This window comes from Corynebacterium pilosum DSM 20521 = CIP 103422, from assembly GCF_000373805.1.
In the GTDB taxonomy this organism is placed as follows: domain Bacteria; phylum Actinomycetota; class Actinomycetes; order Mycobacteriales; family Mycobacteriaceae; genus Corynebacterium; species Corynebacterium pilosum.
On record NZ_KB892469.1, the window covers coordinates 22,449 to 45,767 of the forward strand.

General features: G+C 57.4%; 20 protein-coding genes and 1 CRISPR repeat array. Of the genes, 14 read left to right on the forward strand and 6 right to left on the reverse strand.

The genetic code is table 11. From position 1 onward, the window contains the following. Positions 1–36: 36 nt before the first annotated feature. The 5 genes from larE to B097_RS0110160 all read right to left on the reverse strand — a co-directional run bounded on the left by larE (position 37) and on the right by B097_RS0110160 (position 5,324). The gene (gene larE, locus B097_RS0110140; RefSeq protein ID WP_018582416.1) at positions 37–930 is read right to left on the reverse strand and encodes an ATP-dependent sacrificial sulfur transferase LarE; all 894 of its coding nucleotides are present in this window, start codon (positions 928–930) and stop codon (positions 37–39) included. A gap of 27 nt (positions 931–957) precedes the next feature. Beyond that, positions 958–1,941, reverse strand: coding sequence for a glutathione S-transferase family protein (locus B097_RS0110145; protein WP_018582417.1), 984 nt, complete (start codon positions 1,939–1,941; stop codon positions 958–960). 11 nt (positions 1,942–1,952) lie between these two features. Then, positions 1,953–2,942: a glutathione S-transferase family protein gene (locus tag B097_RS0110150; protein ID WP_018582418.1), complete on the reverse strand. Its 990-nt coding sequence runs from the start codon at positions 2,940–2,942 to the stop codon at positions 1,953–1,955. Positions 2,943–2,967: 25 nt separating this feature from the next. Further along, positions 2,968–4,275 carry an MFS transporter gene (locus tag B097_RS0110155; protein ID WP_018582419.1) on the reverse strand — a complete coding sequence of 436 codons (1,308 nt, stop codon included), beginning with the start codon at positions 4,273–4,275 and terminating at the stop codon, positions 2,968–2,970. A 101-nt stretch (positions 4,276–4,376) separates the two neighbouring features. After that, positions 4,377–5,324 (reverse strand): Ldh family oxidoreductase, encoded by a 948-nt coding sequence (locus B097_RS0110160; protein ID WP_018582420.1) that lies wholly within the window; start codon positions 5,322–5,324, stop codon positions 4,377–4,379. 146 nt (positions 5,325–5,470) lie between these two features. Here B097_RS0110160 and B097_RS0110165 point away from each other — a divergent pair, with 146 nt between their 5' ends. The 3 genes from B097_RS0110165 to B097_RS0110175 all read left to right on the forward strand — a co-directional run bounded on the left by B097_RS0110165 (position 5,471) and on the right by B097_RS0110175 (position 10,506). After that, positions 5,471–7,603 carry a beta-glucosidase gene (locus tag B097_RS0110165; protein WP_018582421.1) on the forward strand — a complete coding sequence of 711 codons (2,133 nt, stop codon included), beginning with the start codon at positions 5,471–5,473 and terminating at the stop codon, positions 7,601–7,603. Positions 7,604–8,050: 447 nt separating this feature from the next. Beyond that, positions 8,051–9,313, forward strand: coding sequence for a Glu/Leu/Phe/Val family dehydrogenase (locus B097_RS0110170; RefSeq protein ID WP_018582422.1), 1,263 nt, complete (start codon positions 8,051–8,053; stop codon positions 9,311–9,313). Between the two features lie 170 nt (positions 9,314–9,483). Continuing rightward, positions 9,484–10,506 (forward strand): PTS sugar transporter subunit IIC, encoded by a 1,023-nt coding sequence (locus tag B097_RS0110175; protein ID WP_026254455.1) that lies wholly within the window; start codon positions 9,484–9,486, stop codon positions 10,504–10,506. A 12-nt stretch (positions 10,507–10,518) separates the two neighbouring features. Here the strand turns inward: B097_RS0110175 and B097_RS13170 are convergent, their stop codons facing one another. Next, positions 10,519–11,031, reverse strand: a complete 513-nt coding sequence (locus B097_RS13170; protein ID WP_018582424.1) for a GNAT family N-acetyltransferase — start codon at positions 11,029–11,031, stop codon at positions 10,519–10,521. 109 nt (positions 11,032–11,140) lie between these two features. Here B097_RS13170 and B097_RS0110185 point away from each other — a divergent pair, with 109 nt between their 5' ends. The 11 genes from B097_RS0110185 to cas2e all read left to right on the forward strand — a co-directional run bounded on the left by B097_RS0110185 (position 11,141) and on the right by cas2e (position 22,052). Continuing rightward, positions 11,141–11,500, forward strand: a complete 360-nt coding sequence (locus B097_RS0110185; RefSeq protein WP_018582425.1) for a GntR family transcriptional regulator — start codon at positions 11,141–11,143, stop codon at positions 11,498–11,500. Further along, positions 11,497–12,024: a hypothetical protein gene (locus B097_RS13175; RefSeq protein ID WP_018582426.1), complete on the forward strand. Its 528-nt coding sequence runs from the start codon at positions 11,497–11,499 to the stop codon at positions 12,022–12,024. The genes B097_RS0110185 and B097_RS13175 overlap by 4 nt, the downstream gene beginning before the upstream one ends. A gap of 34 nt (positions 12,025–12,058) precedes the next feature. After that, positions 12,059–12,499, forward strand: coding sequence for an alternative ribosome rescue aminoacyl-tRNA hydrolase ArfB (arfB, locus tag B097_RS0110195; RefSeq protein WP_018582427.1), 441 nt, complete (start codon positions 12,059–12,061; stop codon positions 12,497–12,499). A 499-nt stretch (positions 12,500–12,998) separates the two neighbouring features. Further along, positions 12,999–15,848: a CRISPR-associated helicase/endonuclease Cas3 gene (locus B097_RS0110200; RefSeq protein ID WP_081618053.1), complete on the forward strand. Its 2,850-nt coding sequence runs from the start codon at positions 12,999–13,001 to the stop codon at positions 15,846–15,848. A 79-nt stretch (positions 15,849–15,927) separates the two neighbouring features. Further along, positions 15,928–17,607, forward strand: coding sequence for a type I-E CRISPR-associated protein Cse1/CasA (gene casA, locus B097_RS0110205; protein ID WP_018582429.1), 1,680 nt, complete (start codon positions 15,928–15,930; stop codon positions 17,605–17,607). Positions 17,608–17,669: 62 nt separating this feature from the next. Then, positions 17,670–18,254: a type I-E CRISPR-associated protein Cse2/CasB gene (gene casB, locus B097_RS0110210; protein ID WP_026254458.1), complete on the forward strand. Its 585-nt coding sequence runs from the start codon at positions 17,670–17,672 to the stop codon at positions 18,252–18,254. A 12-nt stretch (positions 18,255–18,266) separates the two neighbouring features. Next, positions 18,267–19,394 carry a type I-E CRISPR-associated protein Cas7/Cse4/CasC gene (gene cas7e, locus B097_RS0110215; RefSeq protein WP_026254459.1) on the forward strand — a complete coding sequence of 376 codons (1,128 nt, stop codon included), beginning with the start codon at positions 18,267–18,269 and terminating at the stop codon, positions 19,392–19,394. A gap of 1 nt (position 19,395) precedes the next feature. Then, positions 19,396–20,106, forward strand: a complete 711-nt coding sequence (cas5e, locus tag B097_RS13360; protein ID WP_081618054.1) for a type I-E CRISPR-associated protein Cas5/CasD — start codon at positions 19,396–19,398, stop codon at positions 20,104–20,106. Beyond that, positions 20,103–20,783, forward strand: coding sequence for a type I-E CRISPR-associated protein Cas6/Cse3/CasE (gene cas6e, locus B097_RS13365; protein ID WP_081618055.1), 681 nt, complete (start codon positions 20,103–20,105; stop codon positions 20,781–20,783). The genes cas5e and cas6e overlap by 4 nt, the downstream gene beginning before the upstream one ends. Then, positions 20,776–21,711 carry a type I-E CRISPR-associated endonuclease Cas1e gene (gene cas1e / locus B097_RS0110230; RefSeq protein WP_026254460.1) on the forward strand — a complete coding sequence of 312 codons (936 nt, stop codon included), beginning with the start codon at positions 20,776–20,778 and terminating at the stop codon, positions 21,709–21,711. The genes cas6e and cas1e overlap by 8 nt, the downstream gene beginning before the upstream one ends. Continuing rightward, positions 21,708–22,052, forward strand: coding sequence for a type I-E CRISPR-associated endoribonuclease Cas2e (cas2e, locus tag B097_RS13370; protein ID WP_081618056.1), 345 nt, complete (start codon positions 21,708–21,710; stop codon positions 22,050–22,052). The genes cas1e and cas2e overlap by 4 nt, the downstream gene beginning before the upstream one ends. Positions 22,053–22,127: 75 nt before the next feature. Next, a CRISPR array of direct repeats spans positions 22,128–23,315; the repeat unit is 28 nt; unit sequence GTGTTCCCCGCGCTAGCGGGGATGAGCC. Positions 23,316–23,319: the final 4 nt, after the last annotated feature.

Genomic DNA, 23,319 nt, shown 5'->3' on the forward strand with positions numbered 1-23,319 from the left:
CGGTAGCCACTCGTGGGGTCCCACGGGGCGCAGGCGCTAGGTGCGGTCCGCTGCCGCCCCAGGCTCCTGCGCCCCCACATACTGCAACTTGTCCTTCAGCGCCGCCAATGTCATCGCGCCCGACTGGATCCCCCGCAGATCCACCGTGGCATACGTGAACCCCAGCTCACGCGCAGACTCCACGATGCGCGCCGCCACCTCCGGCTGAGCAGCCCGCGCCATCTCATCCGGCAACAGCTCAATCCGCGCAATCTTCTCATGGTGGCGCACCCGCGAATCCGAAAAACCCAACTCATAGAGCGTCAGCTCCAAGCCCTCAATCTGGGCGAGCTTCTCCCGGTTCACCGGCAGCCCATGCGGCACCCGCGACGCCAAACACGGCGCCGCCGGCTTCTCCGCCACAGGCAAACCAAACCCACGCGCGATCGCTCGCACATCCTCCTTGGTCAAGCCCGCATCAGCTAAGGGGCGCAGCACCCCATGCTCCGTGGCGGCACGTGCGCCAGGCCGGTCGATCCGCTCTGCGTCATCAGCGTTTTCGCCATAGGCCACAGCGACAAGATCGTGCTTATCGACGACCGACTGGTCAATGACCTCGAACATCTCATTTTTGCAGAAGTAGCACCGGTCAGTGTCGTTTTCTTGGTAGGCCTCGATCTCATCCTCATGGGTCTTCACCTTGACCACCTCAGCACCGATCAGCGCGGCGGTGTCACGCGCCATGGCACGCTCGCGTGCCGCAAAGGAGGCAGAAATCGCGGTGATCCCCAAGGTGCGCTCATGCCCCAGCAGGTAGTGGCAGATCGCCAACAAAGTGGCGGAGTCCACCCCTCCGGAATAGGCCACACCCAGCCGGCCGGTCGTCGGCAAGTGCGGCGCAACCCTATCGATTAGCGCACGGGTGGCTTGGTCAGGCTGCGTTAAAGACATGCTTCCTACTCTAGGTGCTTAATTTATTTAGGCACTTTTCGCCCGGAACTTGCTCTCCGGGTCATCCGAGAGGCGGGCGCGATCATGTGGCTCGTCCCAGCCGGACTGGTCGGGGCCCTTGGGGATAATCGGTTCGGCATCCTCGCTGAGCACACCCTCGCCACCGAAGTAGCCTTCCTTGATGGCTTCGAAATCGGTCGTGGACCCGAAACCGGGTGTCTGGTACAGGTCGCGGGCATAACCCCACAGGTTCTCGAAGTCGATCAAGCGGTTGCGGTTCGCCTTGAAGCCGCCGTAGTACGCGGCGTCGAAACGGCACAGGGTGGCGTACAAGCGGATATCGGAATCAGAGATGTAGTCGCCCCACAGGAAACGTTGCGTGCTCAGGCGTTCCTCCAGTTGGTCGAGGCCCTCGAACAACGCATCATAGGCCTCGTCATAGGCCTTCTGCGTGGTGGCGAAGCCGCACTTGTACACGCCATTGTTCACCGTGTGGAAGAGCCAGTCATTGAACTCATCGATCGCAGCGCGCTGCTCTTCCGGGTACAGCTCGGGCGCATCTTCCGCGTGCAGCGGTGCCCAGTTGACCTCGAGCTCATTCGAAAGCCTGTGGAAATTGTTATTGACCACCTTGCCGCTCGGGATGTCGATGAACGCCGGGACCGTGCCGCGCTTGGAATAGTCGGGGTCGGCGGCGCGGTAGGCCTCATCAAGGTACTCGATGTCTAAGACGGGGTCGCGGTTCCCCTCGTCCAGGCTGAACCGCCAGCCTTTCAGCGTACGACGTGGCGATGCCACCGCGACACTGATGTGATCCTGCAGGCCAAGCAGTTCGCGGGCGATCAGTTGGCGATGGGCCCACGGGCAGATCATGGATACGGCAAGGCGGTAGCGCCCGGATTCGACCGGCAATTCATCCTCGCCAGGGCCGAAAGAGGTGGTAAATGCGGATGTTTGCCGCTTGAACCCACCCTTGCCATCGGTTTCGTTTTTACGTTCAGAAATAGCCAATTCAATACTCCTTAATTTTCGAATGGGAGGAACTTTTGGTCGGGTGTCATCGATAAGCGTTCGCGACCATGCGCCGCGGTCCAGCCGGACTCATCAGGGCCGACCGGGGTGATGCCATACTCACTTTTCACCACGGGAATTGAGTAGTAGTGGCGCTTGATGTGGTCAAAGTCGGTCGTGGATCCAAAACCGGGCGTCTGGTACAGGTCGCGGGCATAGCCCCACAGGTTGTCGAAATCGATCAACTGATTGCGATTGCAGTGGAACGCGCCGTGGTAGGCGGCGTCGAAACGCACGAGTGTCGCGAACAGGCGCACGTCCACGTCGGTGATGTGATCGCCCATGAGGAAACGCTTGTCAGCCAGGTGTTCCTCGAGCATATCCAGTGCTTCGAAGAGCTGGAAGTAGGCCTCCTCATAGGCTTCCTGCGACCGGGCGAAACCGCACTTGTACACGCCATTGTTCACGCGGTGGAAGATGAAGTCAGCCAGCTGATCCATCTCCTCGCGCAGATGCTCGGGGTACAAATTCGGTGCGTTCTCACCGTGCAGATCGCGCCATTCAACTTCGAAATAGTTGCTCAGCTTGAAATAGTCATTATTGACAACCTTCCCGCTGGCAATATCGACGACAGCGGGCACGGTGGGCCGTCCATCAAAGTCTGGGTCGGCGTTGAGGTAGGCCTCGCGGAGCTCATGAATGCCCAGCACCGGGTCTTTCTGGCCTGGATCAAGGTTGAATTCCCACCCGTTGTCACCACGGATCGGGTCAATGACGCCCACGCTGATCGCATCCTCGAGGCCTAGGACTTCGCGGACGATGAGCTGGCGGTGCGCCCACGGACACAGCTTGCCGACGATCAACCGATACTTTCCTGCTTCGACAGGAAGATCGTCTGGCCCAGTACCGAAAGGTGTGGTGAAGCGGTTCTTCTGGCGTTTGAATTCGCCTTTCTGGCCGACTTCCTGGTCTAGATGCTGTGAGGTGTTTTTCTTTGACATAGGTGTGTGGGTTGTCCCTTCTTGCTTAGTTCTGGTGTGCGGTGGTGTGTTCGTCGGAAAGATCCTTGCCGCGTGTTTCCGGGATGAAGAAGGTCACCACCAGGGAGACCACAACGGTGAGGGTGACATAGACGCCGAAATGTTGTGGGCTCCACTGCTCGCCGATCCATGCCTGCAATGCGGGCACGGTACCGCCGAAGATTGCGGTGGCGATGGCGTAGGCAAAACCGACGCCGATCGTGCGGATGGAGGTGGGGACCAGCTCCGCCATGAGGGCGGGGAGGATGGAAAGCGGTGCCGCCAGCAGAATCATCGATGCGCCCATGGCGATGAGCATGTGCTGCCAGGAGCCGTCAAGGAACTGCATCAAGGGGAAAGTGGTCAGTGCTAGGCCGACGAACCCGATGATCAAAACTGGTTTGCGGCCGATTTTGTCCGACAGGGCACCCCAGAGTGGGAGTGCGATGATCGCCAAGATATTCGCGACCACGGCAGTCCACAGCACGTGGTTCGGGTTGGAATCCAGGATTGAAATATGGAACCCGGACATTGCCGCCCAGTTCTGGAAGGCGATGGTGATGCCCAAGGTCAGGCCAATAATCTGCAGGGCTGGGCGCCATGCGCGCACCATCTCCTTGAAGAGGTTCGGGCGCTGCTTTGTGGTGGCGGAGACGTCCTCAAACACCTCTGTCTCCTCCAGCCTCCACACAAAATACAGGGCGATCAGGGAACCTATGCCACCCACGATGAATGGGATGCGCCAAGCCCACGCGAACATGTCGGATTCGCTGACAGCGCCGGTGAGAATCGCGCCGAGCAGTGTGGCAAGCAGGCCGCCGATGAGGATGGAGACGTAAATGAGCGACGACATGCGGCCGCGGTTGGACGGCGTCGAACGTTCCGAAACATAAGCGCCGGCGGCGGGCTGCTCACCGCCGTGGGCGAGTCCCTGGACAATGCGCGCGACGATCAGGATGATCGCAGCACCAATGCCCACCTGCTCATGGGTGGGGGCGAATGCGATGATCAGCGTGCCCACCATGGCGGTCAGGGAGGTGAGGAACAGCGAGATCCGCCGCCCCCGCACGTCCGAGATATACCCGAAAAGCAGGGAACCCACCGGGCGGGCGATGAACCCGACGGCGAAGACGATCAGGGAATTAATAAACGCCTGGGTATCCCCACCACCGGGGCCGAAGAAGGAGACCGCGAAGAAGGCGGCGAATGTGGTGTAGATGGACCAGTCGAAGACTTCCATCGCGGAGCCGACGAGGGCGCCGAAGATTTTGCCGCCTCCTGTCTTTGGTTTTTTAGTAGTGAGCGTTGTTGACATTCTTACTTCCGTATGGTTTTAAATTTAAACAATAGACTATACGGTTCAGTATAGGCATACTTATCTGTATGGCAAGAATGGTGTGCTCAATACATTCACGGCTACATCAGGCCCTGCAGCTTCTGCCAGGTCGCGTCATCGATCTCCACCTCGTTCGGCGTCGGCCGGTCACGCCCGGGGATGTACACCTCGTGCTGCTCACGCAGGGTGTCCAGTTGCGCGCCCAGCCTTTCCAGCGCGTCCTCGCCGAAAAAGTCCGGGTTCAGCACTAGCGAAAACAGGCCCACCCCGGGCTGACCGTTACCTTGTTCCGCAGCGCTTAACGACGATCGCCCGCCCGCGAGCATCGCCAACATTTCACCCATGAGCGCTAGGTTTCCTCCGCGGTGGCCGCCGAATGGGAGGAGCGCGCCCTCCTCGACGGCGGTGCGCGCATCCCGGGTCGGTGCACCGTTGTCGTCAACGGCCCACCCTTCCGGCAGTTCCTCGCCGCGCTCGGCGTACTGGCGCACCGTATGGAAAGCGGACGGGCTGATGGCTTGGTCGATCACCATGGCATCAGGCACCCCGAATGCCACAGGGTTCGTGCCAATCACGCGGCGCCCCGTCTCAGAAAGAGCCACCAGGGCGGGCGAGTTGGTCGTCGTTAAGCTAATGAAGCCGTGGCGCGCGAAAAATCGTGGGTACCAGCCCAGCTCACCCGTGGTGTACGTGTTGCGGACGGCGGCGACAGCCACGCCCTGCTCGCGCGCGGTAGCCAGAAGGGGGCCCAGGTGGGACTCGAGGGCGAACTGGGCCAAGCCTGCGTCAGCGTTAATGGTGATCACCGATCCGCGCACGTCTGCCGTGGGCTGGGCGTGGCCGTTGATGCTGTTGTTGTCCAGCGCGGAGAGGTAGGTGAGCAGGTGAAACGCCCCGTGGCTGGATTTGCCGGCCAGCTCTGCATCGAGGAAAACGTTGGCGGTGGAGGCGGCCTGGGCCTCATTCATGCCGTGCGTGCGCAGGGCGCGGTGGAAGGTGTCGCGGACTGTGTTTATCTCAAGTTTCATGGCTCCCAGCGTAGAGGGTACTGGGGACTCGTCGCGCCGCCTGCAATATCGTGAAACTCCTAGCCGAGGTGCCTGCTTGTTCGTAGAATAGTGTTCGTCACCTTAGAAATAAGTTAGCGATATGCGCCACACGAAAGGATCGCACCATGACTGCCGAGAATGCAGACCGTCCATGGATGGATGAATCACTGACTGATCGCGAGCGCGCGGAAAAGCTCGTGGAGAATATGACGCTGGAGCAGAAGATCGCTCAGCTGCACGGCGGAATGCAAACCATCGACATCTACGGCATCTCCAGTGAGGCCGAAGATGAAGAAGCGATGGAGCAGCTCACCGCCCAGATTAACGTGGAGCGCCACGTGAAGGCTCTCGACGAGTTGGGTATTCCGCGCTTCCGCATCACCAACGGCCCGGTTGGCGTGGGCATGGGCGACGGCAATGACGCCCCTCACGCAACCGCCCTTCCGATGACGATTGGCGTTGCCGCCTCTTTCGACACCGAGCTTGCCTCTGAGTACGGCGACATCATCGGCCAGGAAACCGACGACGCCGGCCAGCACGTCCTCGAAGGCCCGGCCGTGAACCTGCACCGCACCACCACTGCGGGCCGCAACTTCGAATACTTCTCTGAGGACCCATATTTGTCGGGCGCGATGGGTGTGGCGATCACCAAGGCGATTCAGTCGCACGACATTATCGCGATGGGCAAGCACTACGCCGTCAACGACCAGGAGTATGAGCGCTTCCGCACCAACGTGGAACTCGATGAGACCACTCTGCGCGAGCTCTACCTGCTGCCTTTTGAGATGCTGGTCAAGGACGGCGAGATCGCCTCGATGATGTCCGCCTATAACCGTGTGCGCGGCGATTACGCCACTGAGAACCGCTACCTGCTTAACGACGTCCTGCGCCGCGACTGGGGCTTCGAAGGTTACGTGCAGTCGGACTTCTGGTCCACCCGCTCCTGTGCTGCCTCTATCAACGCAGGCTTGGACCACGAGATGCCAGATGCGAAGTGGCTAAACGAGGAGAACATCAAGGCGGCGCTGGAAGATACGTCGCTGGAGATCGAGCTGGTCGACCGTGCCTTGGTCCGCCGCTACACCCAGATGTTCCGCTTCAACCACTTCGACCGTGAGTACAACCCAGTGGACATCGATGGTGAGAAGCACGGCAAGATTGCTCGTCGGATCGGCGCCCAGATGGCGGTGCTGCTGAAGAACGACGACAAGCTGCTGCCACTGGACCCGAAGGCCAATAAGAAGGTCCTTATCGTCGGCCAGGACAAGTTCGCGGAGCGCGCCTGCCAGGGCGGTGGCGGATCCTCCAAGGTCAAGCCGATCTACACCGTGGCGCCACAGCCGGGCATGCAGGATGTTCTGGAGGAGCTGGGCTCCGACGCCCAGGTGGACCTGTTCGTCGTCGAGCGCGACCTCTCCAACCTGGACGAGGCCATTGCTGCCGCGAAGGACGCAGACCTGGTGGTCATCATGGCCGGCCTGATCGCTACCGAGGGCGCGGACTCCCAGACCATGCAGATGCCACACCAGCAGAATGAGATGATCCCGGCGCTGCTGGACGCGAACGACAACAACGTGGTCGTGCTAAAATCCTCCGCGCCGATGGTCATGCCATGGCTGGACAAGGCCGCGACCGTCCTCGAGGTATGGAACCAGGGTGTTGAAGACGGGCACGTGGTCGCCGACCTGCTGTTTGGCAAGGTCAACCCATCCGGCAAGGTGCCCACCACCTACCCGAAGAAGGATGAGGACTGGATTGGCCACAACCACCCAGAGCGCTACCCAGGCACCGACGAGGGCGAGGGCTACAACACCATCCGCTACTCCGAGGGCCTTGAGATGGGTTACCGCTGGTTCCAGGCCAACGACGTTACCCCAGCCTTCCCATTCGGGTTCGGCCTGAGCTACACCACCTTCGAACTTTCCGACGTTTCCGTCTCCGGTTCCGCTGAGGGCGTGAAGGTGTCGGCCAAGGTGACTAACACTGGCGATGTTGCTGGTGCGGAGGTTGTGCAGGTCTACCTGGGTATTCCTGTTGCTGGCCAGCCGCCAAAGCGCTTGGTTGGTTTCACCAAGGTTCACTTGGAGCCGGGTGCTTCGGAGACCGTCGAGCTGAACATTGATTCTCCAGCCACCAACCACCCGCTGGGCGTGTGGGACATTGTGGCCCATGACTTCGTGGTGCCTGAGGGCGAGTTCACGGTGTACGTGGGCACCTCCTCTGAGGACGATTCCCACGTGGAGAAGTTCACCGTCTAGAACCGCAACTTTGAGGGCCCTCGGCTTTGAGGGCCCTCATTTTTGTGGCTGCCACCCTTGGGCTGCGCTATTCGGCCGACAAATCCGAGCTTTTTCAGAACAAAAGCGGGTTTTGTCGGCCGAAAAGTGCACGCGGGGGAAAAGGAGTGCCAAATCCACCAGTGAATCGCCAATACGCGGAACAGTGGCGGATTAGAACGGCTGGGAAAGATCCGTGGTGTAAGGAGGGGCTTGGGCCTTTGTGTATAGGCAATCGTTAGAAAAGTCCACCGTGTAGGGCGCGCACCTCTTAGCGCACCATTCGGCCGACAAATTCGAGGTTTGTCAGAACAAAAGCGGGATTTGTCGGCCAAATAGCGCGTGCAGGTGTAACCCACCGCCTGAAAAGTAGTACGAAAGTGATACAACCGATATAAACTAGAGCGAAAACATAAGGAGAACCTCGCTATGGCAGATAACACCCCCGAAACCGGCACCGCCTTTGACGACGCCAAGAAGCAACTCAGGGCCGCCCAGGAAATCTTGGGCTTTTCCGACGATGACTATGAGTTGCTGGCCACCCCACGCCGCGAGCTATCGGTGGCGATCCCAGTGCGCCGCGACGATGGCACCCGCGAAGTCCTGCACGGCTACCGTGTGCAGCACAACCTCACCCGCGGCCCCGGTAAGGGCGGTACCCGCTACGCGGAGGACGTGGACATGGAAGAGGTCCGCGCGCTGTCCATGCTGATGACTTGGAAGTGTGCCCTGCTCAACCTGCCATATGGCGGCGCGAAGGGTGGCGTGGCGTTTGACCCGACGAAGTATTCAGAGGCGGAACGGGAGCGCATTACTCGTCGTTACGTGGCGGAAATCCTGCCGATCATCGGGCCTGAGGTGGATATCCCCGCTCCCGACGTGGGCACTGACGCGCAGACCATGGCGTGGTTCATGGACACCTATTCCACGGCGGTGGGGTATACGGCCCCGGGCATTGTTACGGGTAAGCCGGTGTCGCTGGGTGGTTCGGTTGGCCGCGCGGAGGCGACTTCCCTGGGTGTGTTCATCACTACGCGCGAGGCGATCAAGCAGCTGGGCATCGAGGTTGAGGGCGCTACCGCTGCCGTGCAGGGCTTCGGCAAGGTCGGGCGTGATGCCGCGATCTTCATGGAGAAGGCTGGCATGAAGGTCGTCGCGGTGTCGGACGTGTTCGGCGCGATCTACAACGCGGATGGCATCGACACGGAGGCTTTGGCGGAGCATGTCGACGAGACTGGCAAGGTGGTGGGCTTCGCGGGCGCGGAGGCGATGGATCCGGCTGAGGTTTTGCTTCTCGACGTTGACGCCGTGATCCCTGCTGCTGTGGAAGGTGTGATCACCTCGGACAATGCGGATCAGATCAAGGCCAAGGTTGTTATCGAGGCTGCGAACGGGCCTACCACCTCTGGTGGCGACGAAATCCTGAACAGCAAGGGCATCATGGTTGTGCCCGATATTCTGGCTAACTCAGGTGGCGTGCTGGTCTCTTACTATGAGTGGGTGCAATCGCGCGACAACTTCTGGTGGGATCTGGAGCGTGTCCAGGCGAACCAGGAAGAAGCCATGATGTCCGTGTGGAATGACGTGGTGGCCTTTGCCGAAGAGAAGGACATCACCATGCGGGAGGCGGCTGTCGCGATGGCAGTTGAGCGTGTTCTAGATGCCCATCACATGCGTGGTCTGTTCCCTTAAGCACCAGCCGCCTAAACCCCACCAGGTCAGCGTTGAGTAAAACGCACGTGGTGGGGTTTAATCTTTCTATGGCAAACATACAAGCTCCCGAATCTGAGGAGCCGATTCGCGCTACCTCTCCCACTGGACCCGCTGAGCCAGACGACAAGCTCACGCCTGGCTCATTCACCATGAATGTGCTCAACGGCATCTCCATTGCCGTGGTCGTGGCGCTGGTCCCGCAGGCGCTGCTCGGTGAGATCTTCACCGCGCTGCTGCCGGTGTTCCCGCAGGGACAGACCATCATCAATATGGTCAGCCTGTCGTCTGCGATGCTGCCGATCCTCATTGGCATTATGGTGGGCCTGCAGTTCAAGCTCACCCCGATTCAAACTGCTTGCGTGGGGCTCGCATCGGTGCTGGGCTCGGGGATTGCCGTGCCCCAGGAAACCGGTGGCTTCCTGGTCCAAGGTACTGGCCTGGTGCTTAACTCGGGCCTGACCGCAGCTATCGCAGTCGGCCTGCTCCTGCTGATCGGACACCGCCTGGGCTCTTACACCATCCTGTTCCTCTCTACCCTGACCGTGGTCATTGCTGGTGGTATCGGTTGGGTGGTGACCTTCCCGATCGTCAAGGCCTTCACCGTGTGGCTGGGCAACCTGGTGAACGGTGCGACCGATCTGCAGCCGGTGATCATGGGTATTGTGCTCGCGGTGTTGTTCTGCATCATGATCGTCTCTCCGGTCTCCACGGTGGGTTTGGCCACGGCCATCTCCATGGCAGGCGTTGCCTCCGGTACCGCAAACTTGGGTGTGGTGGCCGCGGGCTTCTGCCTGTGCATTGCCGGTTGGAAAGTCAACGGGCCGGGTACCTCCCTGCTTCCACTGCTGGGTTCACCCAAGGTACAGATGGCGAACGTGTGGGGCCGCCCCTTGAACTTCCTGCCATTGCTGTCCACCGCTGCAGTACTCGGCGCGCTGGGTGGCATCTTCGGAATCTCCGGTACCCCGATCTCCGCAGGTTTCGGCATCTCCGGCCTAGTCGGTCCATTGGCTGCCCTCAACTACGAGGGCTGGGGCTGGACTGGCGGCAATATCGCCATCGTTGTCGGCATCTTCATCATTGCCCCGATCGTTCTATCCACCTTCTTTAGCTGGCTTTACGCCCGCCTCGGCTGGGTGAAGCCGGAACACTTCAAGATCGATTTCGAGTAGTCGCTAAAGCCTCTAAAGCGCCATCTCAAACATGTAGTTCTGTTCCGGCGAAAACCCTTCGTACTCAAGGGTGTGCCGGCCCAGATTAGTCATGCCCACGGCCTCATAGAATTTCACCGCTGGCGCATTATCCGGATAAACATCCAGGCGAAGCACAGTGCACCCCTGCGCGCGGGCGAGCCGGGCCGCCTCCCGCATCATAAAGCGCCCCATCCCTTTCCCCTGCGCAGACGGGTGAACGCCCACCATGTGCATCGACGCGATCTGGTCCGGAGCAGCGTCGATGCGCCACGGCACGTCGTCATAACCGCGTGTCAGCTCCGACGTCAGCACGAACGCCGCGTCCACCTCGCCGATATAAAACAACTCCCCACGTTCGCAGTGATACTCCAGCATGTCCCGGGTGGGGTAGCTGCCCACCTGCCAGCCGGCATCCGCATCCGAGGCAGCAATGATGTCGTGGTAAAAAGTGAGCAACCTAGGCGCCTGCTCGGGCGAGGCAGCTCGGGCTGGTGGGCGTCCCATGGGTTCCCCTTTCTTCGCTTTACGACGAATGACCGTCTTGAATGATCCTAATCTTAAAGGCATCTGTAGAGCCTCCAGAACTTGTTCTATTACCACTAGAACAACTATAATGTTGGGTGTGCTCATTGTTATCGACCCCAACTCCGCCGACACCCTCCACGACCAGCTGGTTGACCAGCTTCGGGCCGCCATCGCACAGGGCCAGGTCGCGGTAGGTCAGCGGCTCCCGGCCGCGCGTCGGCTTGCGGATTCGCTTGATGTCAATGTGCACACCGTCCTCAAGGCCTACAACCAGCTGCGCGACGACCGCCTCATCGATATGCGGCGCGGTCGGGGAGCAGTGGTCGTCGCTAAGCCTAGTGCGGCCGGTGTCGCGCGAGCTGTCGCCGACCTGCTCGCCGCGGGCAAAGAGGCCGGGATGAGTTTGCAGGACCTTCACGACGCCCTCGATCAAGGAGCCACCCAATGAAAGCATGGACCAAAGTAGCCCTCGGCACAGCACTCGGCGCAGCCGGCGCCTACCTTCTCCCCGGACGCGACGACCACACACCCGCAACCCCCTTGGACCTGCCCGACGGCGCCCGCGCCTCCGTCAGCACCGGATCCAGCATGCCCGCCTGGGCACAGATCGCAATCGGCGCAGGCACCGGCGCGCTGGCCACGCGCAGTCTTCCAGGAGCTGCCGCTGTTGGCTTAACGACGATCGCCCTGCGCGAAACCACGGTGACCGTATCCCAAGGGGGAGTGCGCATCGATTCCGGACTGCCCGGAATCGGTTACACATTTGCCCCGGAGCGCATCCGCTCCGCCCGGGCAGTAACCGTCACCGCTGCAGAGTTCGGGGGCCTCGGATTCCGCTGGTCACTGACCCGCGGGTGGGGACTGATCCTGCGCCCTGGTGCCGCACTCGTACTCGAACTAAACAACGGCAAGTTCACCGTCACCGTGGACGACGCCGAAGCAGCCGCCGGCCTGATCAACGCTGTGGTCTAGCCCGCGCCGGGAGGCCGAAGCCTATGGTGGAGGCATGCGTGATGTGAGGATTGCCCCAGGGCCAGGCGTGCCGAATGGCCTCGTCATTCCTGCGGCGGACCTGACTGAGAGGTTCGCGCGCTCATCCGGCCCAGGCGGGCAGAGTGTGAATACGACCGACAGCAAAGTCCAGCTCAGCTTCGATATTGAGCAGAGCAGTGCGCTGAGTGAGAAGCAGAAGGCGCGCGCGATCATGAACCTGGGCACGACGGTTCTTACCGTGGAGGCCGCCGCGCAGCGCTCGCAGCTGCGTAACCGTAACGATGCGAGAGATCGTCTTGCCGCAATGCTTCGCGAGGCCTTGGCGCCGCCACCGCCACCGCGGAAGAAGACCAAGCCCACGCAGGGATCGGTCCGACGGCGCATGGATGCGAAGCGGCGGCGCTCCAAGATCAAGAAGCTGCGAAAGCCCCCGCGATCAGACAGCGATGGTTAGGGAGCGGCCTTCACCTGGCGATGAAATCTGTGCGGTTGGCGCGCGTTCTCAGCACGTCACCCGTGGCTGCATCGCCCACGTGGTTGGACAGAATATTTACGGTGACAAGCGGGGTCTGATCGATGGTGATTCCGGAGGCCCGGCCTGGATCCCGGGTCGCGGATACGTTGGTTCACTTTCCGGCTGGTCAAACCACGCGGGCTACACATGGGGTAGTTTCCAAAAATTCGTCCACCCCTCGGCCCGATAGTAAGGAGGCTGCCCTGCCCGTGGTGTAGATGGCGGAGGTCGGCCTTAGAAGATTGATGGAAAAGGAAACCCCGCTTACGCGGGGAAGTGGTCGCCGATACCAATTAGACCGGCTCATCCCCGCTTGGCAGGGAAATTGTTTGACCGCCCCCATGCTACTCGCACAGATTTTACTTAAAAATTTCTTTTACTATCAACGTCTAGTTGGTATCGGTTGCGAAGTTGTTTCCTCATGTAATATGCTTAAGGCATGAACGCTAATCGCGCCGAGTTTGTGGACATTGCCAGTCTGACAAATGCTCTGGACACGGAACTGGAACACTGTTCGAACAGTGTTCGAGTTCTATGGGCGAAATCTGGAGACGGATTGGAGTGGCTGAGTTTGCCTCAGCATATGGCAGATTCAGCGAGCGTGGCAGCGGTCTTATGGAACAATTGGGTATCAGACCAGGTCAGGCGAACACTTACGAAGTTCACTGGGCTTTCTGGGGCTGAAACGGGGGCTCTTCTGGTGTTCTTGGCGGGGGTTCATGACATTGGTAAAGCGACACAGCCATTCCAGGGGCAGGTGGCATATAAGCCGGAGTGTGCGCACCTAGCTGATGCCGTTGAAGATGCTGGCTTTACTGTGTACCGCAAAGCGTCTGAAGGTGACTGGGACGGCTGGGTTCCACACAGTGCTCTTTCCGAGGAAATCCTCTACGGGTGGCTGGTAGAACACTTTGATCTGCGACCCTTGCAGGCTTTGCCGCTGGCGCAAACCGTAGGTGCGCACCACGGGGTACCAGCCACGGCATATAGTGCGGCTGCCGAAGAAGAGATTGAATTCCAACCGGTTAAATGGACCGAAGCGCAGGACGAGCTGACTTCCGCAATCGCGAGAGCCTCAAATGTTGGCCCAGTTCTTAACAGGTTAAAGAGTGAGTTACAGTCTATTAAGGTCGAGACTATCCAGCTTCTCACGGGTTTAATCATACTTTCGGATTGGCTGGCTTCCAACACATATTCGTTCCCTCTTGGCGGTTGGGGAGACCAAGGTCGCCGATTAGAAGAGGCGCTTTTGAAAGTAGATCTCACTCGGCCTTGGAACCATAAAGAGCTCCCAGCAGAGGATCACGACTACTATCGCATGTCCTTCGGTTGGCCGGACCAGTGGGAAGCTCGTCCGATTCAAATTCAAGCAACAAAAGCAGCTCGATTGGCTTGTGGGTGGGAAGGACCATTTCTCTTCGTTATTGAAGCCCCGACGGGAGTGGGGAAGACAGAGGCAGGCCTCGGAATCGCTGAAATCGTTGGTCTGGCGCAAGGCGCTCAAGGCGTGTTCTTGGCTGCACCGACAATGGCCACTAGCAATGGGCTATTTGATAGGACAGTGGAGTGGGCGTCTAATACTTCAAGTGAACACGAAGTGGCGAGTATGTACCTCGCCCACTCGAAAAACTATCTCAACCCAAGCTTCAATGACCTGAATATCCGAAATGTGGGCGACGAAGGCTCGGCCGGGAATGTAGTCGCTACTCAATGGTTGAACGGCCCTAAAAAGGGAGTGCTAGCGAACTTCTCGGTGGGAACCGTTGACCAGGTTTTGATGATGGCATTGCAGATGCGCCATTTAATGCTTCGGCATATTGGCCTTGCAGGAAAAGTGATCATCATTGACGAAGTTCACTCCTACGATGTGTACATGTCGTCCTACCTGAGGGTGGTCCTCGCATGGCTGGCGCGTTATGGAGCCACGGTGGTTCTCATGTCAGCCACTCTCACACCAGCGCGGCGCGGAGAACTTGTCGAAGCATTTATGAAAGGCTTAGCAGAGCCCGGCGCTGAGGTAGATCTTGAATCACTAGCTTCAGATATAAGAAGCCCACTGATCACTGCCGTCAATGCTGATGGAATAAACACTTTCTCGTGTCCTCTGCCTGACCGCGAGTTCAGGGCGGAAGTGGAGTACATCGACGACGATCTGGAGTCTCTAAAAACAACACTGGAGTCCACCTTGGCGGATGGAGGTATTGCACTTGTCGTATGTAATACCGTCAGGCGTGCTCAGGAAGCTTTCGAGACTGTCCGCACATCTTTTCCTTGGGAATGCGAATTACACCATTCAGCGTTTATAGCTACGCACCGTTCGAAGCGGGAAGACGACTTAAGGCAGAAATTGGGGCCACAGGCTCACAGAGGCAAGGGCAGACCTGATCGTCTAGTTGTTGTCGCGACACAAGTTGTCGAACAAAGCCTCGATCTCGATGCTGACATGATTATTACAGACTTGTGTCCCATGGATTCGTTCGTGCAACGAGTTGGCAGGGTTGCGCGCCATAAGCGGCCTGCCTCGGATCGGCCAGTTAACCTGCAAGTTCCGCGAATTTTCCTCCGTGGAATTGTGGAGCGTCAACCTGTGCTGATCATCGACAAGGGGAGCACTGCTGTCTATGACGAGGCGGTATTGCTAGCAACGCTATTAACAATGCCGTCCTACTACACAAGGCCACAGGATAATGCACAGTTAGTCCGGGATACTTACTCTTTGGTTGACGACAAAGATCCAGACGATCCGACGATCCCAGCCGCGTGGCACGATGCTTGGAAGTCGGCCCTGGTCCGCTCTGAAGAGAACAGGATGATAGCCGAGAAAAGGGCGAAGAACTTTCAGCTCCCGCTGCCGGGGGTTTCTACGCTGACAAGCCTGTATTCCTTCTTGACGAATGATAGGTCAGAGGAGGCAGGGATTGCCCAGGTCAGAGATGCGGAACCCACTTTGGAAGTTATCGCTTGTGAAGTTAATGACTACGGCGTTCGGGTATGGGGTGATGAATCAGCCGGCTTTCTTTCCCCAGATGAAGAACCAGATAGAGCCACTGCCCGGAAACTTCTTGCCTCCACTATCCGACTGCCAGTACGGATGACCCGGAGAGAGAAGGACTTCGATGCGGTCGTGACAGACGCGGAGCAGCAAACCCCTGCTGGGTGGATTCGAAGCCACATGTTGAAAGGAAAAATTGCTGTGACTCTGGACGCGCAAGGGCGAGGCCGCCTTGGCAGATTCCAATTGGACTACTCCCGAGATCTTGGACTCCAAGTGAAAGCAGACTCACCGTGAAAAAGATTTATAGGGGACGATCCCCGCCCCCAACGCAGAAAGAAATCCCAACACCTAGAAGCAAGGAAGGAGTAAGAATATGTATTCACTGCTCGACGAGCCTTGGATCAGAGCCGAAGATAGCACGGGCCATCCGATATCTGTGAGTGTTCGAGAAGTCTTTGATGGCACAGTCGTTTTGTCGCGTGTTCGTGGCGAGTCTCCAGCTCAAGACTATGCGATCTTGCGAATGCTGCTCGCAATATTCTGGCGAGCGCACCAGCTAGGCCAAAACGATAGCTTTGGAGAATGGCTCAGCGATTCTCAAGAAGTGGCAATCATGAATCAGCGCGATGACCAAGTCTTGGACTACTTGGAAAAGTTTTCTGAAAGATTTGATTTGCTGCACCCAGAAGTACCCTTTATGCAGGTCCCGGATCTGAGCACTAGGGACGATTCAACCAAAGAAATCACGATGATTGTGCCTGAAGCGCAAGATTCGTATTTTACGATGCGTGCAGGGCCAGAACTGGATTCTTTGTCCCTCGAGGAAGCGAGTCGTTGGCTGGTCTATATTCAAGCATTCGATTACAGCGGAATTAAATCGGGTGCACTTGGCGATCCAAGGGTCAAAGGCGGGAGAGGGTATCCAATCGGTCAAGGGTGGTCGGGATTGACGGGCGCCACCGTCGTTCACGGTAAGAACTTGCGCCACACTCTCGTTCTTAACACGATCGAGGAAGCTTTAAAGAATGCCGATGATCGCCCAGTCTGGGAGCGTACTCCGGACGGTCCGAGCATTCGTAGTCAAGCAACGCCATGGAAAAACTATCCGATAGTGCCCGATTTTCCTATGGGTCCCGCAGACCTAGCGACATGGCAGGTACGACGAGTTCGTCTCTTCACCGAAGAGGGCCGAGTTACCAGGGTGGTTATCGCCAATGGTGACAAAATCCCAGATGCGGGAGCTAATGTACTTCAAGATCCGATGACCCCGTATCGGTGGTCGAAGAATAAGTCCACCAAGGACAAAGACGTATATTATCCGCGTCCATATGACCCGACACGCACGCTGTGGCGCGCACTCGATGCGCTCATTGTTGCAGAAACAGATGGTGGCTTTGGAGCCAAGGAAAAGGCGCCGAAACGTCCAAAGAATCTGACTAGTCTTGCGGAATTTCGAAAGATAGTGCCAAAACACCTGGACTTGGAGCTGATCTCTGTTGAATATGGCCCTCAATCATCATCGGTGGCATCAACAGTGCACTCACATGTTGGGATGCCTATCGACATCCTTGTTGCAGACAATCGATCACTGAGGAGGTCAGCTCGAGACGCGGCAGCTAAAGCCAGTGATTCATCTATTGCTCTTGGAGCCTACGGGGGCAATCTTCTCCAGGCTGCTGGAGGGGACTATCAATTCCGCAGCGACTTAACTGACAGGTTGCTTTCGGAACTTGAATTCAGCTTTGTCGAGTGGTTGACAACACTTAGCGATGCCGCGTCAACGACCTCGCAAGATGCAGCTGATGCAGAGGCTGAGTGGGAACAGACCGTTTACTCTCATGTTATGGAGCTAGCTGAAACAGAGCTTCGCGGAGCAGGTCCAAAGGCGCTAAGTGGTCGCATCCTTCCTCCCCGGGGCGAAGGTGAATCTCCCCAAGTGATTTCAGCAGGTTCGGCATTAAACCAGCTGAAGAGGAAGCTCCACAATATTTTGCCAAGCACGGTTCCTCCAAGCAAGGAAGAACTGAGTACATCGAAAGGAGATAAACAGTGACTGATTCTAAAGACGAGACAGGAACAGAGTCGTCAGCAGCAGGTCCCACACTATCGACATCAGTGCGAGCTACGTGCCAGGCGCTCCAGTCTGATTACCTGTCAGCTGCGGGTTCTACGCGATCAACTAGTTCGCGAGCGACGCTCGCGCGACTTCGGAAGGCAGGGTCAGGATCCTTACTTACCGATCCCCTTCTGCTTCAAGAGGTTCTGATGATCTTGATGCCCGAACTGAGTGAAAGAGAGCTAGGGAAAGGAGACAAACCATCCAGTTCTGAGTACGCAGCAGCAACTGCAATGACGCTTTTTGCGATCCACATGCAATCGGCGACACAACCCGCACATAATCCGATGCAGAGTTTTGCCTACGCTTGCGGGATCCTCAATTCTTTGGAGTTATCGAATTCAATCAAACCTCGGGTAGATGCAATGCTCTTGGCGACGAATGAGGCTGCGCGCATTGTGCATATCCGATCTCTTGTCACACTTATGCGTGGGAACAACATCAACTTCGACTACGGGCGCTTTGCCGACGACTTAAGGAGACTCGCGGACGCCAAGAAACGCTCAGGTGTCCAACTCCGCTGGGGCCGGGACTTTGTCTACGGAACCAGATCTCATTTTTCGAATTCAAATCCACAATCCTAGAAAGGTACATCCATGTCTACTTTTGTTGACCTTCACATCCTTCAAACTCTTCCTCCCAGCCTGATTAACCGAGATGACACTGGTGCTCCCAAGACCGCCATTTTTGGTGGGGTGCCTCGTCAGAGAGTCTCATCCCAGTCGTGGAAGCGTGCAATGCGCAAGTATTTTGAAACGCGCTTCGATCCCGAAACTGTGGGTACTCGCTCGAAGCGCATTCCTTCGATGATTGCGAAAAAGTTGGCTGAGCTCGACAACTCCCTAACTCATGAACAGATTACGGAGGGTATAACGGCGCTCTTTAAAGCGGCAAAGATCAAGCTAGTCACTGATAAAAAGAAGAATGAGGAAGTTGAGGAGGACCAGGAAAAGCAGTATCCGGAGACGAGCTACCTTCTATTCCTGAGCCCACAGCAAATCGAGCGTGCCGCACAGGCGATCATCGATCGCAAAGGTGAAAAATTCTCTAAGAAAGAAGCAGAGGATATCCTTGACACGCGTCACTCAGTTGACATGGCTGCCTTCGGCCGGATGCTTGCCGATGCTCCGAGTTTTAACGTCGATGCTTCAGTGCAGGTTGCTCACGCGCTCGGCGTACATGAAAGTCAGCCCGAGTTTGATTATTTCACAGCGGTAGACGATGTCGTCGAGGATGCTGAAGAATCTGGCGCAGGCATGATCGGCACAGTTCAGATGATGTCGTCCACCCTGTACAGGTTTGCCACCATCAATGTTGATGGATTAAAAAAGAACCTTGGTGGCGAAGTAGCCCCGACCCAAGCGGTGGCGCAGCTCGTGGAGGCCTTCGTGAATTCCATGCCTACTGGTAAGCAGAATACTTTCGCTAACAACACGCTTCCAGAGCTAGTGTATGTCGCTGTTAGAGATGATCGATCCGTGTCACTGGTTAATGCCTTTGAAGAGCCAGTGGTAGCAACAGATGGTCAGGGACGTCGCGAGGCAAGTGCACAAGCGCTCGCAGCAGAAGAACGTGAGATTGAAGAGAACTATGGCATGAAGCCGAAAGCCGCTTACGTGGTAGCTCTTGGTGAAGACATGCGCCGACCATTTGAAAACCTGGCTGAACCGGTCTCTTTCCCGGATCTGCCAGGAAGGATCGTTGACGTTCTTGAGGAGAACTAAAGTGGAGCATACGCTGAAACTGCTCCTTAAAGGTCCAATGCAATCATGGGGAGATAACTCGCGCTATCGGACCAGAAGCACGGGGAGTACGCCAACAAAGTCCGGTATCGTTGGACTCTTAGCGGCGGCTGAAGGTCGGCGGAGAACGGATCCTATTGAGGATTTGGCTGCATTGAGTCTTGCTGTGCGTGTGGACCAGTCAGGGTCATTGTTGCGCGATTACCAAACGGCTCAACCGTGGCAAAAGAATCCGAATGATCCTGCAAAACTGGTCACTCGTTACTATCTTTCAGATGCGGCATTTCTGGTCGGAATAGAGTCAGAGAATCTTGAGCTGCTTGAAGGTCTTCAAGAAGCTCTGCGTAACCCGGCTTATCCACTCTTTCTTGGGCGGCGGTCGTGTCCTGCCCCGGCTAACTTGGTTCAGGGAATTGTCCCGGCCGCTGCAGACGTAGCCCTCCTTGAAGAAGATGAATGGTTTGCAAGTAGCGCCCATCGGAAAGTACGGAGTAAAAAGGTAGAACTTCCTGTCTACCGTGACGCGCGGCCAGGGGAACAAGGAGAAAGGCGACAAGATGTCCCTATCTCATTCGATCCTCAGCATCGAAAGTACGGATGGCGCACGGTGGTATTTGCTGGCTCGAAAGCAATTGATAACAGTGCGTTTGGGCGTAGCCATGACCCATTTATGGAGGCGGTGATGTCGGTATGACAACTTTCACCAAGTTTGTTATTAGCCCTGCTAAAAGGGAAGGGAGAAAGCTAATCACAAGTCCTAACGCGTTGCATGCGCGGGTGGCCCAGGCATTCCCTCCTCAGCAAGACAGTGATGCTGGGCGAGTGTTGTGGAGACTGGATAAACGCCAGCATGAACATGTGTTATACATCGTAGGCCCAAACAAACCTGAGCTCGAAACTTTGAGTGATGACGCTGGATGGGATGGAATACCAGCCCAGACTGCAGATTATGATCGTTTTCTCGATTCACTACTAAAGGGGCAACGTTGGTGGTTTGAGCTGGTGGCTAACCCAACGCAAAGTAAGTCAAGAGGAGAGGGTAAGCGCGGTAAGGTAACAGCGCATGTTTCTGTTGAACATCAACTATCCTGGCTGCGTCGTAAAGCTGATCTGCACGGATTTTCTCTCCCAGATGGTGGTCTTGGTGAACCGCGTGTTTTAAGTCGAGATTTTTTGGACTTCGGACGATCAGACCCGGAAAAGAATAATCGGCGTTCGCGAGTGAAGGTAGCAACTGTACGATTCGGTGGAGAACTTGAAATCCAAGATGTGGCCAAGTTTCGTGATGCTTTGCGCAACGGGATCGGTCGTGCGAAGGGCTATGGTTGCGGACTCATGACCCTGGCTCCTTTGGGGCAACGTGATGGCTGATAAACCTAGCGCGTCACCGATAGATAGGTTGGCATTAACCCGCATGGAGAAGCGATTATCGTTTCTCTATGTGGAGCGCGCTGTACTCAATCGAGACAACAATGCGCTGACTATTACTGATCAGCGCGGAGTAGCACATGTTCCTTCAACCCAGATCGCCGTCCTTTTGCTTGGCCCTGGAACAAAGATAACTTATGCTGCAATGTCTTTACTGGGAGATTCGGGTACGTCAGTAGTTTGGGTAGGTTCGAAAGGAATCAGGTTCTACGCGGCGGGACGGCCACCTGCTAAGACTGCGCGCTTGGCTGAAGCTCAAGCACGTATTTGGAGTAACCAGCGTACCAGACTTGCTTGCGCCCGCAAAATGTACCAGATGCGATTCCCAAACGAAGATGTTTCAAAGTTAAATATGGCACAACTTCGTGGTCGAGAGGGCACGCGCATGAAACGAGCGTACGCCGAAGCCGCACGAAGAACAGGAGTGGACTGGTCAGGAAGGCGTTACGACCCTAATGACTTTTCCTCCGGAGATCCGATCAACCAAGCACTCACATCTGCGTCCGCCGCCTTGTACGGAGTTGCTCACGCTGTGATTGCAGGATTAGGCCTTATCCCAAGTCTTGGGATCATACACTCCGGAACAGATCGTAGCTTCGTTTATGATCTTGCAGATCTCTATAAGGCAGAAATAGCAATTCCTTGTGCTTTCGAAGTTGTTGCTAGCGGAGAGATGGAGATCAGTTCATCAGTACGCAAAAGGCTTCGCCAGTTAATCGTCGATAAGCATATAATGCAGAGGATGGTGAGGGACCTCCAAACGCTTTTGGAAGTCTCAGAAAGCGATTTGTACTCTGACGTGGATCTAATCCTGTGGAGCGAGCTTGAAGTCATAGCAGCCGGCGTTAATTGGGGCGCTGATCAGCATTGATCGTGCTCATCGTAACAGCATGTCCCGCCGGCTTGAGGGGAGACCTGACGAAGTGGCTTATGGAACTCAGCCCAGGAGTTTTCGTTGGACGACCTTCAGCCAGGATTCGAGATTTGTTGTGGGAAAGAACAGTCGAATTGTGCCGTGATGGACGAGCTATTCTAGTTTTCTCGTCGGATAACGAACAAGGAATGGAGTTCCGCACACATCGTCACGATTGGGAACCGACAGATTTCGATGGAGTGACACTGATGGTGCGTTCTACTAAGAAACGTTCAGATGCGGCAAGCGGAAGCGGGCGTCGTACGGGGTGGGCTAGTGCGCGATTCCGTCGACGATGACTGAGACGTCCGAGAATTATTTTGAAGTTGAGTGTAAACTAGCATCCTGGCTCCCAAAAGCCCTGTTCATTAAGGGTGTTCCCCGCGCTAGCGGGGATGAGCCTGGGTAGAGACCGCGCTCAATAAATACGCCCGGGTGTTCCCCGCGCTAGCGGGGATGAGCCTCCCACGACACGCACGACAATAAACCACATTATGTGTTCCCCGCGCTAGCGGGGATGAGCCTTTGGTTTCGGAGGTCGAGGACCTGGCGGGCGAGTGTTCCCCGCGCTAGCGGGGATGAGCCCCACCCGCTTGCCACCACGCACAAGGCACAACAGTGTTCCCCGCGCTAGCGGGGATGAGCCCTCGGCTATCTGTGTCCATTCCACGTTCACGGGGTGTTCCCCGCGCTAGCGGGGATGAGCCGTCCTGCCACTCCAGAGGGTGGAGGAAGCCGCCGTGTTCCCCGCGCTAGCGGGGATGAGCCGGGTTTTCATTGTGGTGTGTTCCTTTCGTGGTGGTGTTCCCCGCGCTAGCGGGGATGAGCCGTCCGTAGGTACGGTGAGGTGCAGCCTCGCCCTGTGTTCCCCGCGCTAGCGGGGATGAGCCCACACCATCGTCATCAACCACCACACATGATTCGTGTTCCCCGCGCTAGCGGGGATGAGCCTGGCAAAACGGTGAGAGCCGGGGTGAGGGGGTCAGTGTTCCCCGCGCTAGCGGGGATGAGCCCAAATCCGAGGTGTGGGACGCGAACAAGGACCCGTGTTCCCCGCGCTAGCGGGGATGAGCCCCCATTTCGCAGGCCCCTCACGGGTATCAGCCTGTGTTCCCCGCGCTAGCGGGGATGAGCCCACGTACGAAGAAGACGAAGTTGCAGCCATCGTGTGTTCCCCGCGCTAGCGGGGATGAGCCCCATCGGCCTGGTCATGCAGGACGTGGCCGAAAGTGTTCCCCGCGCTAGCGGGGATGAGCCTACAACGGACGTCCACAGGCGCTTTGGGCTTCGGTGTTCCCCGCGCTAGCGGGGATGAGCCCGCACCCGAGTAGGACAACCCGTGCAAAACGGAGTGTTCCCCGCGCTAGCGGGGATGAGCCCATCATCGGGTTCGACACCAACCACTTCGGCGAGTGTTCCCCGCGCTAGCGGGGATGAGCCCCAAGGCGACCGCATCGCCCAAATCGTGTTCACGTGTTCCCCGCGCTAGCGGGGATGAGCCCCGGATTGTCACCGAAATGAACCAGGACTTCACGTGTTCCCCGCGCTAGCGGGGATGAGCCCCTG

Bases quoted from the DNA above. Each gene is read 5' to 3' on its own strand.
- larE (WP_018582416.1), bottom strand. From the start codon at position 930: ATGTCTTTAACGCAGCCTGACCAAGCCACCCGTGCGCTAATCGATAGG.
- B097_RS0110150 (WP_018582418.1), bottom strand. From the start codon at position 2,942: ATGTCAAAGAAAAACACCTCACAGCATCTAGACCAGGAAGTCGGCCAG.
- B097_RS0110155 (WP_018582419.1), bottom strand. From the start codon at position 4,275: ATGTCAACAACGCTCACTACTAAAAAACCAAAGACAGGAGGCGGCAAA.
- B097_RS0110160 (WP_018582420.1), bottom strand. From the start codon at position 5,324: ATGAAACTTGAGATAAACACAGTCCGCGACACCTTCCACCGCGCCCTG.
- B097_RS0110165 (WP_018582421.1), top strand. From the start codon at position 5,471: ATGACTGCCGAGAATGCAGACCGTCCATGGATGGATGAATCACTGACT.
- B097_RS0110170 (WP_018582422.1), top strand. From the start codon at position 8,051: ATGGCAGATAACACCCCCGAAACCGGCACCGCCTTTGACGACGCCAAG.
- B097_RS0110175 (WP_026254455.1), top strand. From the start codon at position 9,484: ATGAATGTGCTCAACGGCATCTCCATTGCCGTGGTCGTGGCGCTGGTC.
- B097_RS13170 (WP_018582424.1), bottom strand. From the start codon at position 11,031: ATGGGACGCCCACCAGCCCGAGCTGCCTCGCCCGAGCAGGCGCCTAGG.
- B097_RS0110185 (WP_018582425.1), top strand. From the start codon at position 11,141: ATGTTGGGTGTGCTCATTGTTATCGACCCCAACTCCGCCGACACCCTC.
- B097_RS13175 (WP_018582426.1), top strand. From the start codon at position 11,497: ATGAAAGCATGGACCAAAGTAGCCCTCGGCACAGCACTCGGCGCAGCC.
- arfB (WP_018582427.1), top strand. From the start codon at position 12,059: ATGCGTGATGTGAGGATTGCCCCAGGGCCAGGCGTGCCGAATGGCCTC.
- B097_RS0110200 (WP_081618053.1), top strand. From the start codon at position 12,999: ATGAACGCTAATCGCGCCGAGTTTGTGGACATTGCCAGTCTGACAAAT.
- casA (WP_018582429.1), top strand. From the start codon at position 15,928: ATGTATTCACTGCTCGACGAGCCTTGGATCAGAGCCGAAGATAGCACG.
- cas7e (WP_026254459.1), top strand. From the start codon at position 18,267: ATGTCTACTTTTGTTGACCTTCACATCCTTCAAACTCTTCCTCCCAGC.
- cas6e (WP_081618055.1), top strand. From the start codon at position 20,103: ATGACAACTTTCACCAAGTTTGTTATTAGCCCTGCTAAAAGGGAAGGG.
- cas1e (WP_026254460.1), top strand. From the start codon at position 20,776: ATGGCTGATAAACCTAGCGCGTCACCGATAGATAGGTTGGCATTAACC.